This window comes from Rhodopirellula maiorica SM1 (genome assembly GCF_000346295.1).
Lineage (GTDB): Bacteria > Planctomycetota > Planctomycetia > Pirellulales > Pirellulaceae > Novipirellula > Novipirellula maiorica.
The window spans coordinates 1-14,066 of record NZ_ANOG01001041.1; the positions used below are offsets into that span (position 1 = coordinate 1).

The 14,066-nt window shown below is 53.4% G+C and carries 9 protein-coding genes; 5 read left to right on the plus strand and 4 right to left on the minus strand.

Annotation, left to right across the window (positions count from 1 at the left end):
• The coding region (locus tag RMSM_RS43585; RefSeq protein ID WP_173405167.1) for a CotH kinase family protein at positions 1-591 on the plus strand (591 nt) is incomplete at its 5' end.
• Between the two features lie 145 nt (positions 592-736).
• On the plus strand, positions 737-1,603 hold the full coding sequence (locus RMSM_RS33630) for an alpha/beta hydrolase (protein ID WP_008708321.1): 867 nt from the start codon (positions 737-739) through the stop codon (positions 1,601-1,603).
• A gap of 264 nt (positions 1,604-1,867) precedes the next feature.
• Here RMSM_RS33630 and prpC read toward each other — a convergent pair whose 3' ends face one another.
• Positions 1,868-2,989: a bifunctional 2-methylcitrate synthase/citrate synthase gene (gene prpC, locus RMSM_RS33635; RefSeq protein ID WP_008708323.1), complete on the minus strand. Its 1,122-nt coding sequence runs from the start codon at positions 2,987-2,989 to the stop codon at positions 1,868-1,870.
• Positions 2,990-3,695: 706 nt separating this feature from the next.
• On the opposite strand from prpC, the gene RMSM_RS33640 reads away from it, so the two are divergent.
• On the plus strand, positions 3,696-4,544 hold the full coding sequence (locus RMSM_RS33640; protein WP_081614435.1) for a response regulator: 849 nt from the start codon (positions 3,696-3,698) through the stop codon (positions 4,542-4,544).
• Between the two features lie 243 nt (positions 4,545-4,787).
• Positions 4,788-8,828 carry a PAS domain S-box protein gene (locus RMSM_RS37690; protein WP_008708326.1) on the plus strand — a complete coding sequence of 1,347 codons (4,041 nt, stop codon included), beginning with the start codon at positions 4,788-4,790 and terminating at the stop codon, positions 8,826-8,828.
• A gap of 107 nt (positions 8,829-8,935) precedes the next feature.
• Here RMSM_RS37690 and RMSM_RS33650 read toward each other — a convergent pair whose 3' ends face one another.
• The 3 genes from RMSM_RS33650 to RMSM_RS33660 form a co-directional block, all read right to left on the minus strand.
• Positions 8,936-10,132 (minus strand): kappa-carrageenase, encoded by a 1,197-nt coding sequence (locus RMSM_RS33650; protein ID WP_008708327.1) that lies wholly within the window; start codon positions 10,130-10,132, stop codon positions 8,936-8,938.
• 548 nt (positions 10,133-10,680) lie between these two features.
• On the minus strand, positions 10,681-11,478 hold the full coding sequence (locus tag RMSM_RS33655; protein ID WP_008708329.1) for a nucleotidyltransferase domain-containing protein: 798 nt from the start codon (positions 11,476-11,478) through the stop codon (positions 10,681-10,683).
• Positions 11,475-12,428 carry a nucleotidyltransferase domain-containing protein gene (locus RMSM_RS33660; protein ID WP_040770909.1) on the minus strand — a complete coding sequence of 318 codons (954 nt, stop codon included), beginning with the start codon at positions 12,426-12,428 and terminating at the stop codon, positions 11,475-11,477. The genes RMSM_RS33655 and RMSM_RS33660 overlap by 4 nt, the downstream gene beginning before the upstream one ends.
• 582 nt (positions 12,429-13,010) lie before the next feature.
• Here RMSM_RS33660 and RMSM_RS33665 point away from each other — a divergent pair.
• A partial coding sequence (locus tag RMSM_RS33665) for a 3-isopropylmalate dehydratase large subunit (protein WP_008708333.1) occupies positions 13,011-14,066 on the plus strand: 1,056 nt, incomplete at its 3' end.

A 14,066-nucleotide genomic window follows, 5' to 3' on the forward strand; every position in this document is an offset into this window, starting at 1 on the left:
AACGAAGCATTCGCGTTGTCGGGACATGGCCGTGGTGGTCCTGGTGGCCCCGGTGGTTTTCGCCCCCGCCCTGAATTCGACGAGTCATTTGCCGGGCCACGTGGGCCAGGTGGACCTGAAGGGTTCGGCGGTCCTGGCGGCCCTCCAGAGTTCGAAGGTCGCGGCGGCGAAGGACGTCGAGGCCCAGGTGGACCGGGAGGCCCAGGTGGACTAGGCGGCCCGGGAGGCCCAGGCGGAGGTGCTCCGCGACATGGCGGAGTCGATTTGGATCCGCTGGTGGGGCTCGATAGCGAGCGAATGCCGCTGCGAAGTCGATTGTTGGCAGTGCCTGAATTGCGTGCCCGTTACATGCAGTACATCGAGGAAATTGCCAACAACTCGCTCGATTGGTCCCGTCTCGGGCCTGTGGTCAATGGATATCGCGACTTGATCGCCCCCGCGGTGAAAGCGGACACACGCAAACTCGATTCCACCGAAGCGTTTGTCACGGCGACACGATCCGATGCCGATCCACAGGAAGAATCGACCGAGGCGATGTCGCTTCAGAAATTTGCGATCGAGCGAAGCAAGTTCTTGAAGTCACAGCTGTAGCTCGAGCGTCTTGAGTCGAATTTTGGGGCAACTCTGGGAGGTCTTGCGTCGTTCATCAGGGCGGCGCGAGATACGCCAAAATGGATTACACTAATCCGCTAGTGTTTTCCCGCCTCCCCGTTCCTCAACGACATCGAGTATCACCGTGAAAGCGTTCTCATGCATTTTCATTACCGCGTTTCTTTGCGTTTCTCTACCCTGTGCCCAAGCTCTTGAAACCAAAGGGTTTTCGCCTGACCGGCAAATTGTCTACAAGACGGTGGGCGAGACGGAGTTAAAACTGCACGTCTTTGAACCTGCCGAACACAAGTCGACCGATGCACGACCGGTGGCAGTCTTCTTTTTCGGCGGTGGCTGGGTCGGCGGCAGTCCAAGCCAGTTTTATCCTCATTGCAATTACCTTGCATCACGAGGAATCGTGGCGATCGCCGCTGAATATCGGATCAAGAGCAAGCACAATACGTCGCCTCGCGAATGCGTCAAAGACGGCAAGTCGGCAATCCGCTGGGTACGTCAACACGCCAGCGAACTGGGGATCGATCCCAACAAAGTGATCGCCGGTGGTGGCTCCGCCGGAGGACATGTCGCCGCAGCGACCGCAACGACCAAAGCGTTCAACGAAGAGGGCGATGACACCAGCGTCAGCTGCGTCCCTAACGCATTGGTGCTGTTCAACCCCGTGTTTGACAACGGCCCGGTCGGCGGTTGGTCACACGAGAAGGTCAAAGATTATTGGCAAGACATCTCGCCGGCGCATAATCTTAGCGACACGACGCCACCCACGATCGTGATGCTAGGCACCAAGGACAAACTGATTCCTATCGAAACGGCCGAGCGGTTCAAAAAGACGATGGAAGCCAACGGTCGCCGCTGTGACTTGCATCTGTACGAGGATCAACCACATGGTTTCTTCAATTTCGGAAAATCCGAAAACTACCGTGCCACTGTCGAAGCCATGGATCGATTCCTAACGTCGCTGGGATACCTGCAAGGCGAACCGACGGTCAAGTAGTACCGAGACAGCGAATCTTGCCGCCGCAGCAGCCTGCAGTAGTTTGCGGGTACGGGTTTCTGATGCCGGCCGCTGTTGTTAGCGGCCGGGCACACGCTTGGTATCGTGTCTTGCAAGCCGCGGCTCGTCAAAATTGTCAACGCAATGGCATGTCAATTGAATCGACAATCCGTTCGCCAACTGCGGCCGCGTTGAATTTGTCCTCAGGCCCATGCGAACTCAGGCCCGTTCGACTCACACCCGTTCGACTCACACCCGTTCGACTCAGGCCCGTTCGTTGATCGGAACGAACGCCCTCGGGCCGGGCCCATTGTATTCAGCCGCCGGGCGAATCAGACGATTGTTACTGCGTTGTTCAAATACGTGGGCGGACCAACCCGCGGTTCTGGCAAAAACAAACAGCGGCGTGAACATCGTCGTCGGAATGCCGAGACAGTGAAAAACGGTCGCAGAGTAGAAATCGAGGTTGGGAAATAGCCCCTTTTCCCGCCGCATCACCGCTTCGATCCGCTCGGAAATCTCGTAGAGCGTCAGCAATGCGGTTTCGTCGCACAGCGTGTGGGACCAACGTTTGATTACGTCTGAACGAGGGTCGACCGTTTTGTAGACGCGATGCCCGAAACCCATGATTTTTTGTTTCGCAGCGAGACGGTCGATCACTCCCTGTTCGGCAGCATCCGCGTTGACATAGGATTCGATCAAGTCCATCGACGCTTCGTTGGCACCGCCGTGCAGCGGGCCTCGCAGTGTGCCAATGCCAGTGACGATCGCCGAATACAGATCCGACCTCGTCGACGCCGTGATCCGTGCCGCGAAAGTGGACGCATTGAATTCATGTTCGGCATACAGAATCAATGACACGTCAAGTGCACGGCGAAGATGCTCTGCGGCCGGGTGACCATGCAGCAATTGCAGAAAGTGCCCCGCGATACTGTCGTCGTCGGTTTCCACTTCAATTCGCTGGCCGCCGTGGTGAAAGTGATGCCAGTAGCACAGCATCGATGGAAACGAACTCAGTAGCCGCATCGCGATTTCGTATTGTTGCTCGGCCGATGCCTCCGGTTCCAGACATCCCAATACCGAACAACCTGTCCGCAATACATCCATCGGATGCGCCGTCGAAGGCAACGTCTCGAGAATCTGTTTCAGCGGATCAGGCAGCGAACGGCGGTGTCGTAATTCTTCTGAAAACGTTACCAGTTGTTCGTACATCGGTAATTCGCCGTGCAGCAATAGCCACGCGACTTCTTCAAAGGAGGCGTGCTCGGACAGATCTTCAATCGAATAGCCTCGATAGGTCAGTCCAAAACCCTTTTTGCCCACTGTGCTGAGCGCGGTTTGTCCGGCCACGACGCCTGCCAAGCCAGCTTCGGATGTTGTGATCATGACTGAACCTCCGCTCAGGAACCCACAATTCGATCTTGCCGCTACACCCTTTATCGTATGCCGCCGGGCTCGAGCCAGGGCAGCAAATTTTTGAACAATTCCTGAATCGCTACCGCTTTTCACCCGCTTTCTTGCTGCCGGACTCGGGGGACGGAACTCGGGGGACGTTGCACTACGAAACCGCAGGCGAATCGAATTTAATCCGAAGCAACCGGAAGATTGTCTAGAAATTCCCCCCAAAAGGGAATGTATCCAATATTTGTGTCCTATCTTTGTACGACTGCCGCGGGAAAACCCTGTCTGCAGCCCCCGATTACAACGATGAAACCAACGGTTTGTTTGTTGGTAGGGGGAAGCAAAAATAGGCAATTATTTATCGAGCCTCGTCGAACGCGGGGACGATGAGGGGGAATACCGCAAGCGATGTGGACGACGACTCGTGCGAGTTGAACCTTTGTATAGCTTCCCTATTCCTTGTGGGGGGCGTTTAATTGGACGTCGCATTGGTAGAAGCGGACTGCAATCGTTTGCGTTCGAGCTTTTGTGAGCATATTGGCTCAGATGTGACATAACGCAACAAATCGCTCGTTCGGTAATTCGTAGGAACTGTCCCGTAAAATTGCTGAAAAAATAAGATTTAGCCGTTCAGAAATTGAACGCGAATTAGATATTGCATTCATACCGGTGACTCCTGGTGTGAATTCACATGCGTAAAGATAAAAGGCAAGTCATGTCACCGGCGTTGAACCACCCTCATCCTGTGCGAATCCTGCTGGTCGAGGACAATGATATCAACCAAATGCTCGCCCTTGAGGTGTTGGGGCGACAGGGATGGGAGTGCGACACTGCGCTGAACGGGGTGGAAGCGATCACCAGGATCAAAACAGGGCAATACGATTTAGTGTTAATGGATTGCCAAATGCCGATCATGGACGGATTTACAGCAACCCGAGAGATTCGCCAAATGGAATCCCGTGGCGAGATCGAAGGCGAGTCGACCATTATCGCGGTCACCGCGAATGCATTAAAAGGGGACCGCCAACGCTGTCTTGATGCTGGCATGGACGATTATCTGGCCAAACCCTTTAGTCCCCAGCAACTGCGGGAAATGGTCGGGAAATGGCTGACGAAAGAGAAGTTGATGGACGCGGAAAACGAACCCCATTCGCAGTCAGACAGTGTCGCCTTAGATTCTCCGCCGATCTGCGAGAAAGAGTTCATGGAACGCTGCATGGGAGACGTTACGTTCGCCGAGATGTTGCTGCAATCGTTCGAAAAAGATAGTGTGGCACGGCTCGAGCAAATCGCGTCGCAGGTGCAGACTGGGGACACGGTTGGTGTCGGTGAGACCGCGCACTCGTTGAAAGGGATTGCTGGGATTCTTGCCGCACACAATTTACAAGCGATTGCGTTTGATATCGAATCCGCGGGAAAAGCAGGCGAATTGGACAACGTCGTCACTTTGTTGCAGGACTTGCGAACGGAGGTAAACCGCTGTCTTGCGTACGTCCCTACCTTGAAGCAACAAAGTCACGCAGCGGTTACCGCGTCGTAGCGGATCATCGAATTGCTGGGGCGAATCTGACGTCGAAGTGGTAGGAAAGCCCAAGCATATCGTTTAGGATTTATTGAAATCAAATGATTGATTGTGTCCAGTCCGGGGGAAAACGCCTGGACTGCGAAAGTACGGCGGATGTGTGTTTCCCCTTGACGATTTGATGATTCCGAAAGGCTTCGAGACAAACGCTTCACCATTGGTATCAAGACTGCGATTGTCGCTCCAGGACGTTATCTCTTTATGCCGATCCTGCAAAGTCGATCGATGAAATGGTATTTGCCGTTGCTGTTGCTGATTGCCGGAGTGATCTGTACCAATATCTTGCATCAGCAGATGCGTTCGCTCGATCAAAACGCGATCCGAGAGGGATTTCGGCGGGAAGCGCAAGAGAGGGTGGCGGTTTTCGAATCCGAATTCGCTCGCCCGATTGATCTGATTCGTTCGGTCCACTCGCTGTACGGCAGTTCCGAAAATGTCGATCAGCGTGAGTTTCTCCGCTTCGTCGATCAAATGAAACCAGAGCGAGTCGGATTCGATGCAATCACTTGGGTCCAGCACGTTGATGACTCGCAGCGCAGCGACTATGAACGGGGCGACTACGCACGGGGCGGATCGTCGGACAATGAAATTGGCCACCGGATTGTTCAGCGAGGGGAAGAGGGGCAGTTGCAGCCTGCGTCGCAGCGTCAAACATACCTTCCGGTCACATACAAATATCCCGCGGGCAACCCGCGCGTCGAGCTTGGCGAAGATCTAAACCACAATGCTCAATTGCGAGACACCTTTGCGATCGCGATGGTGTCAAAGCACGTGACGGCATCACCGGCGCTCTCTAGCAGCGACCCTGCGGCACGGTTTCAAGTGCTGTTGGTGTCGCCGGTTTTTCACCAAAACGATCATCCATCCGAAACGAAAACATGGCCCAAGTTGAAGGGGTTTGTCGTCGGGCGGTTGCGTTTGGACCAAGTGCTTGAAAATGCGATCGAGCCATTGGCTCCGTCGGGCATTAAGATTCAGTTGTATGAAAACACGGCGCCAAAGGATACGCGAGCGGCCTACCTGCACGAGTCACGGATTGCCGAACATGCATCCAATGAATCCGAACCGACTGGGGTACTGAGTAGGGAACTGTCGCCGCCGCTGCTGTATGAGGGATTTGTCCAACAGGCGGGGCGCACTTGGACGCTGCACTGCACGGCCAATGCGGATTATGTAGCGGTTCGCCGTGATGCCACTCCGCGCAGCACGTTGTTTCTTGGGCTGATGGCCTCCGTCTTGGTAAGTGCATTTGTGGCCTACTTGTTCCGCAAAAACGAAATGGTCGAACGGTTGGTCGTCGGGCGAACTGCTGATCTGAACCAAGCAAAATTAAAAGTCGAAGAGCAGCTGGCGAAGCAAGAAGCGTTGGAAAAAGAACTGGATGTCAGTCGAGAGCAGTTCAACGTACTGATGCTCGGATGCAATGACGGCATTTTCGAATGGGATCTGGAAACGAACCGATTTTTCTTTTCACCACGATTTCTCGAAATGTTGGGCTACAATCGCGAAGACATTGGCGACGATGCTGACGCGGCCCTCGAGCTATTACATCCCGATGAACGAGAAAAGGTCGCGACGAAACTGGATCAATACGTCCGCGGCGAAACTGAAAAATTTGAAGTCGAATGTCGAATTCGGCACAAAGACGATCACTATGTGCATGTGCTTTCTCGCGCTTTTGCCGTGTTCCGCGATGGCGACAGTCGTCCCAATCGGTTGGTGGGTAGCCACGTCGATCTGACGGAGTGGAAGAAGCATGAAATTGAGCTGGACCAATTCAAAACGACGCTTGACCAGACCCATGATTCGGTGTTCATGCTAGATCCCGACACCCACATGTTCTATTACGTCAACCAAGGTGCCACCAAGTTGCTTGGCTATTCGGCCGAGGAGCTGTGCCAATTGGGACCAGGGGACATTGATGTGGGAATGTCCGCGGACGATCTGCAGTGTATGACCGTCAGTCTGAAGTCGGGTGAGACCACGATGCAACGCGTCGAGACGGTGGTGCGGCGAAAGGATGGACGCGATGTCCCTGTCGATTTGTTCGTTCAGTACATTGCACCGGACGACGAACCGGCACGGTTCGTTACCGTGGTACGCGATATCTCGGAGCGAAAACAAAACGAAGCGGTTCTGGCAGAACGCAACCGTTTGGCGATGTTGACCGCGGATGTCGGGGTTGCCTTGTCACGAGCGGATGTCCTGGATACAGGATTGCAAGAATGTTGCGAAGCGATCGTTGACCGATTACACGTTTCGTTCGTACGGATCTGGACGACCGATTCTTCGCAATCCGTGTTAGAATTAAAAGCGAGTGCAGGTTTGTATACGCACCGCGATGGAGATCATTCGCAGATTTCGATTGGCGAAGGCTGCGTTGGTCGTCTGGCGGAGCGAGGTCGACCGTTTCTGACCAACGAGCTACAAAACGATCCGGAACTTGAAAATTTGCAATGGGCGCAAACTCAGAATCTAGTCGCGTTCGCCGGATATCCGTTGATCGTCGGCGAACAGGTGGTCGGCGTCTTGGCTTTGTTTAGCCAACAGCCTCTGCAAATAAATACACTCGAATCACTGTCCTCCATTGCCGATACCGTCGGCGTTTTTGTCGAGCGCAAACGCGCCGAGGACGAACTACAACAGTCCCATGAATTGATCTCGAAACTTTCCTTGGTCGCCAGCAAGACGCAGCATGCCGTGTTTATCATGGATGCGGAATGTCGCATCGAGTGGGTCAATGACGCGTTTATCCAGATGAGTCAGTACGAAGCATTTGAGGTTGTCGGGCGACGACCTGCGGACTTTTTGATCGGCGAGGGCACTGATCCTGAAACGGTGCGTTTAATTCGCTCGAAGATCGAAAATCGAGAAAGCATTGCAACGGAAGTCTACAATTATAAGAAATCAGGCGAAGGACATTGGGTCGACTTGAAGGTCGATCCGGTTTTTGACGAGTCCGGTACACTGTGTAATTTTGTAACGACCCAAATTGACATCACCGAACGTCGGAAAAACCAACGCGCATTGGTCGCTGCAAAAGTAGAAGCCGAGCGAGCCAGTCGTGCCAAGAGCGAGTTTTTGGCAAGCATGAGTCATGAGCTACGGACTCCGCTGAACGGGGTGATCGGTATGACTGAATTGTTGGCCGATTCGCCACTGGATGATCGACAACGCCGCTTCGTCAGCGCCTGCCAAAGCAGCGGCAAGGCGTTATTGGAATTGATCAGCGATGTGTTGGATTTTTCCAAAATTGAAGCGGGGTGCATGGAGCTTGAACAACACTCGTTTGATCTGCATGAATTACTTGACGACATCGTACTCAGCATGCCGCCGCGACTGGGAGGGAAGAATCTTGAACTCCGGCATACGGTCGATGACGCCGTTTCAACGCGTGTGATCGGCGATAGCCATCGACTGCGTCAAGTGCTGGTGAATCTGCTCAGCAACGCGATTAAATTTACCGAGCAGGGGGAAATCGTGCTGCGAGCCGAATGTCAAAGCCAATCCAACCGAGACACGACAATCCTGTTCTCGATCAGCGACACCGGCATTGGCATTCCCGCCAGCCGATTGGATCGTTTATTCCAGTCCTTTTCACAAGTGGATAGTTCCGTCAACCGAAAATATGGTGGCTCGGGACTTGGTTTGTCGATTTGCAAAGCCATTGTTGAGAAAATGGACGGAGAGATTGGCGTCGACAGTCGCGAAGGCGTGGGGTCACGGTTTTGGTTCACTGCAAACTTCCGCTTGTGTACCGCAGAGGTTTCGTCAGACGCGAACGTCGATTCCGTGGTGCCGAAACCGGCGATGGAGAAGCGGACGCCAGGAATACGTATCTTGTTGGCCGAAGACAACAAGATCAATCAGCTCTTCACACGCGAGATGTTGTCGCGATTGGGATGGAGTTGCGATGTCGTCGAAAACGGCATTGAAGCACTGAAGGCATTGCAACAAAAACCGTATGACATTGTGCTAATGGATTGTCAAATGCCGATCATGGATGGATTTGTTGCGACGAAACGAATTCGCGAAAACGAGGCGAAAAGTGGGACCGACTGCAGTCTTGTCATCGTCGCACTGACCGCCAATGCGATCCAGGGCGACCGCGAACGGTGTCTCGATGCAGGCATGGATGATTACCTTGCGAAGCCTTTCGATCCCGCTCAATTAAAATCGACGATGGAAAAATGTGTTGCAGAAGTCGCCCGCCGCTCCGTCTGTGAACACGCCGGAAAATAATATCCCCGTCGCTTGTTCGGTTTGTGCTTGCGATGTTTGTACCTGCAGTGGTCAGCGGTTTTCGTTCACTCGGAATGGTCTGCTGCCTATGAATTCTTTTGGATGATCTACTTTTTCTCGGCCTTCTTCTTCGCAAACCAAGTTTGCCGTTCCAATCCCGAAGCGATGCCGTCGCCGTTCGTATCGATCTCAACGAAATTAGCTTCCACTTTCGTTAGATTCCAAGGCCACCCATTCTGCTGCCATTTGCTTTTTTCCATGGCAATGAACTCCTCTTTGCTCATGTCCAGATTTTCCCCATCTTTTTTGTGAGTTTGCTTCACTGCGACGCCGGCGCGTTTCTTGATTGGTGATCCAAGTTGTTTGGCCGGAGCCGACTGGGACTGTGTCAGACTGGTGTTGCGCCAGACCCGTACGTAGTCGACGCTCATCGTCGTCGGGAAACCTTCTTCGGTCGTCTTGTCGAGAGCGGCGACACGCTGACCATCGACGTAGTTTTCAAATGGGCGACGTAACCCGAGGGACAGTGTCACGTGCATCGGCAGATGCCAATAGAGATTGGGTTTTCTCGCCACTTCCCGGCCATCGATGTACCACACAACATAATCTTGATTGTTCTCGACGGCGTAGACGTGATAGTCGTCACGAGGGTCAAACGACGCATGGTACTCGTTCTTATTCGTTGCCGGGTGCGTATTAGGACGCATCCATTGTCGTTGGCCGTTTTTGATTAGTACGTTGTGGAGATTGCAGTCGATAATGTCGACGCCGTTGTCCTTCTTTGTGTTGGCGTTCCATTCGCCTTGTTGCAATTCGATGATGTCGATCTCCGAATAGGCTACCGTTTCACCGTCTTTGGCAACGTATCGATTCTCTAAACCTTTGCTATGCAACCAAAATGCAGGTGAAGCACCGGGGAAGCGTGCACATCCTTTCACACGAGCTTCGAAATAACCGTATGTCATCCGATTGCGTGTCCTGGCGATCCCCGACGTATAGGCCAGTTTTGTATTGCCGCGCTGATGATATTCTTGAACCATCTGCAGTTGCAATGATCCGTCTTTTAGAAATGCATTCTCGGGCTCCCAGCTCCATGTTCCCCAATCTTCCGTATCGATGTTCCATTTTTGTGTATCCAACTGATCGCCGTTGAATTCATCGGAAAACTCCGACGCAAAGGCCCAGTCCTCTGGATTCGCCGCGAATACATCGCCGACTGGTGATGGCGGAATCGCCAAGGCAACCGAGGGAGCGATCATCAAGATCAGTAGCACAAATGCGATGCGAATTAGGACGCTTTTCATTACAGGAGATTCCGTATACAGGTGGGGATGTGAACGCTTTGCTGGTCAGGGATCAGCGAAGCTCTGCAGAACGAAACAGGGTTAGGTCATCGGCAAGAACAATTTATAGGTAGCAGCGACATCCGTCTGATCAGCCGCATCTTCCAAGAAGGGCGGAGAAGCGAGTAGCGGCCGGTGTGGAAATGGGGTGCGGGATGTAAAGAAAGAACGGATCATCATTGTTGGACTGCATAAATTTACCAGCTCGCTCGGTGATCCGTCTTGTTTTATCAAGCGATTCGGAATGCAATCTAAGCGGTCGCGTTTCCAGTCCGTCACGGATTAAACTTGAATAATACACCGAGACAGGTTCGGAAGGGGGGAATTTGTGTTGGATTTGCGGTTTCCGTCACCGCAGCCAAACTTGGTTTCCCAACATGTCATAGCAACCCAACGATCCACAACGATTGAAGAACCAAACGTGGGTACCATTGGTGAGTGCTGCGAATACGCTTGCGACGGCAAATCCACAGATTTTCCTCGGTAAGGCCCAAAGGCGAGCCTTGATCTTAGACGCCGTCTTCCACGATGCCGGACGTGCGCGGATGTAGACGCAGTCGAATCAGTAGGTCATTTAACGCGTCACGAGCGGTTGGCATCTCGGGAAGGGTTGATGCTTGGTACGCCGACTCGAGCGTCGCGGTCAGCCGTTCGTATTGGCGGGTGTGGAAGTCCAGATCAGTATCATTGAGTGTGCCTTTTTCAGGACCAGAACGCTTGCGGTCAACAAGCTCGTCAATGTACGAGAGTTTCGCCGATTCGTTTAGCTGATTCAAATTGGCCTGCACCTCGCCGGTTCGCATCAGATGAATCCCGGTCAGCAGCACTCGATAGACATACAGCAAAGGTTTGACTCGCGGCGGCGACTCTTTTGCGAAGAGTTTCCACTGCGTTGCGGCAAATCCGAGGTAGTGATGAGCATGGTGCCGGGTGATACAACGCTTGGCGATCGCTTTCAGTTCCTCGTGCTCTGGAGTTGTGTGTAGCACCAGGGGTGAAAAAATTTGTTCGAGCACGTAGCCGTTTCGCTTCAGCATCATGCGAAAGAATTTTTCCGCATCGTGTGTGACCAGATCGATTTCCAGCCCGTTGTCGATGCAATCCTTTTCGACCGTTTGGTCCCCTTCGTCCAATCCCACGATCGTTTCTAGCGGCAACAGGTGAACGCCGCGGAGGTCAAAGTCCGAATCGGGAGAAGGGAATCCGTACAGATGCGCACCGCTGACGGTCACGAAGACCAGCGGGTACGGATGCGAGGCAATCTGCTCGGTTAACTTTGCATGTTCAACATCGTGGTCGTTTGTCATGGCAATTGTTCCTTCATCGCTCGCCGCCGCGCATCGACTAAGAACGCATTGGCACGCTCGTAGTCGGGACGGTCTGGGAGTTGGGTTGTTTGAAAGGCCGATTCGAATTCACGCTGCAGTGCGGTGCGCCAAGTATCGGCGTCGGCGAACGACATCTCGCCCCGTTTGACTCGCAACAAACGGTCGCGATGATGGCCAACGTCGACCATCATCTCGCCCTTTCGCAGCACGTGCGTTCCCGAGATCAACAAGCGGATCAGATGCATCACGTGCTTCCATTTCACGCGGCCTTGATTGCGAATGTCCGTTTGCATCTTTTTGAACTGGGATGCGACATAACCCGAGAATGTTTGGAATACCAGCTTCGACAAAAAAGCGTCTCGCATCTCGAGCAATTCTTGGCCAAGTGGTGAGGCCGACTCGACAATGGGGGAATAGAGGCACTCCAACACATTGGGGTTCGCTTTGAGCGCGAGCACGATGAATTTTTGCAGTTCCCAGTAAACCTCTTGCGTCTCGTCATTCTCGAGCTGTTCCGGCACTCCGTACAGGGACCAATGCAGTTCGGCCGGCGGAAGATAGATGCCGCGGCGATCGGTGTCCGATGCATCGTCCTGCAATCCGTATGCCCTCGAACCGATCACGCAGCGATAGATCACACGATCATACAAGCCGGAACTCATCAGTGCCGCATCGGCCGCACGGATGGGGAGGCTTTTGAACTCGGATAACCGCACGAGTTGGTCGTGATGGATGGCGGCTTCGAAACCATCGTTAAACTTGACACGATAGGCATGAGTGCGATCGACCGGAGATCGCACGATCACTCCGACCGCGCCAGCGGGATGCGCAATGCGATCGTTTGCCGCCATCACGTCTTTCTGGGCGACAATTTGGGTGCCGACACTATAGAGAAGCGGCCGTGCATGGTTTGGTGATTTCTCGTCCAATTTTTGGGTTTCTCCGAATGACGTGATCAACCGATTGATGGTTCACCATAGCGGTCGCCAGTGGTTAACGCTTCTTACAGAGTGAATTGCTGCGTTGGAAGTTCCCGTTTTTCTACCACTGATGGGGAGAAAGTTAAGTGCATTTCGTCTCCCTTTCAGCACCACAAAACCGTTCATACCCCCCTCGGTCACAAGCCCCCTAAGTGTATATGGTCGCATGAGTCAATCCGGGCTACCCTTGACTCTAGAAACCCTAGATAATGCTCTCGCTCAGCGACTATCCGACAGAACTCGGGGCGAAGTGCACGTTTCGCACTGATTTTCAGACGAGAACAATGCTAGAGAACGACGTATTGCGGTATCCACTGGGATCGTCGGCAGCGTCGTGAGCGAAGCCAAATTCCATAATTCGTTGTCCACCATTTATCGACCGTTCCGAACGCGACCATTTCATACGGCGAATGTCCGTTAGCTACCAACTATCGAGAGCTATTTCCGCTGCAGGTGTTAGCTCCAATTAGTGACCCATCCGATCTGTCACCCATTCGACCCGTTTGACCGTTCAACCAAGAGAAGACTCATATGAACATGTACTCAGCCTACCTTGACGAAATCAAAGAACGCAAAGAACAGGGTCTTCAGCCGAAGCCGATCGACAGTGCCGAATTGACCAAAGAGATCATCGACCAGATCAAAGATCCGGCGAACCCTCATCGCGAAGACTCGCTGAAATTTTTGATCTACAACACGCTGCCTGGGACCACGAGCGCGGCCGCGATCAAGTCTGAATTCCTCAAAGAGATCATCCTCGGTGAGGTAAGCATTCCCGAGATCACGCCCGAGTTTGCGTTCGAGCAACTCTCGCACATGAAAGGCGGCTCTTCGATCGAGGTGCTTCTCGATTTAGCCTTGGGTGACGACAAGTCGATTGCCGAACAGGCGTCGAAGGTCCTCAAGTCCCAAGTCTTCCTCTATGACGCGGACACCAAACGTCTCGAAGATGCCTACAAGCAGGGCAACGAAATCGCTCGAGAACTACTTGAGAGCTACGCGGCGGCTGAGTTCTTCACCGATCTGCCTGAACTGCCAGAGAAGATCGATCTCGTTACTTACATCGCTGGTGTCGGTGACATCTCCACCGACCTGCTGTCCCCGGGCAGCGAAGCTCACTCGCGCAGCGACCGTGAACTGCATGGCAAGTGCTTGATCAGTCCAAAGGCTCAAGAAGAACTTGTCGAGTTGCAGAAAGAGCATCCCGGAAAAAGGGTCATGCTGATCGCCGAAAAAGGCACGATGGGCGTCGGCTCCTCTCGCATGTCCGGAGTCAACAACGTGGCACTCTGGATCGGCCGTCAGGCGAGTCCCTACGTCCCCTTCATCAACATCGCTCCCGTGGTTGCGGGCACCAACGGCATCTCGCCAATCTTTCTGACGACCGTCGATGTCACCGGCGGGATCGGAATCGACCTGAAGAACTGGGTGAAGAAAGTTGACGACGACGGCAACGTCGTGGTGGATGAAGCCGGCGAACCCGTGCTCGAGCAAGCCTACTCGGTCGATACCGGCACGGTCCTGACGATCAACACCAAAGAGAAAAAGCTCTACAAAGGTGACGAAGAGCTGATTGATATCTCCAAG

Coding starts and splice junctions, on each gene's coding strand:
- prpC (WP_008708323.1), bottom strand. CDS start 2,989: ATGATCACAACATCCGAAGCTGGCTTGGCAGGCGTCGTGGCCGGACAA.
- RMSM_RS33640 (WP_081614435.1), top strand. CDS start 3,696: ATGCGTAAAGATAAAAGGCAAGTCATGTCACCGGCGTTGAACCACCCT.
- RMSM_RS37690 (WP_008708326.1), top strand. CDS start 4,788: ATGCCGATCCTGCAAAGTCGATCGATGAAATGGTATTTGCCGTTGCTG.
- RMSM_RS33650 (WP_008708327.1), bottom strand. CDS start 10,132: ATGAAAAGCGTCCTAATTCGCATCGCATTTGTGCTACTGATCTTGATG.
- RMSM_RS33655 (WP_008708329.1), bottom strand. CDS start 11,478: ATGACAAACGACCACGATGTTGAACATGCAAAGTTAACCGAGCAGATT.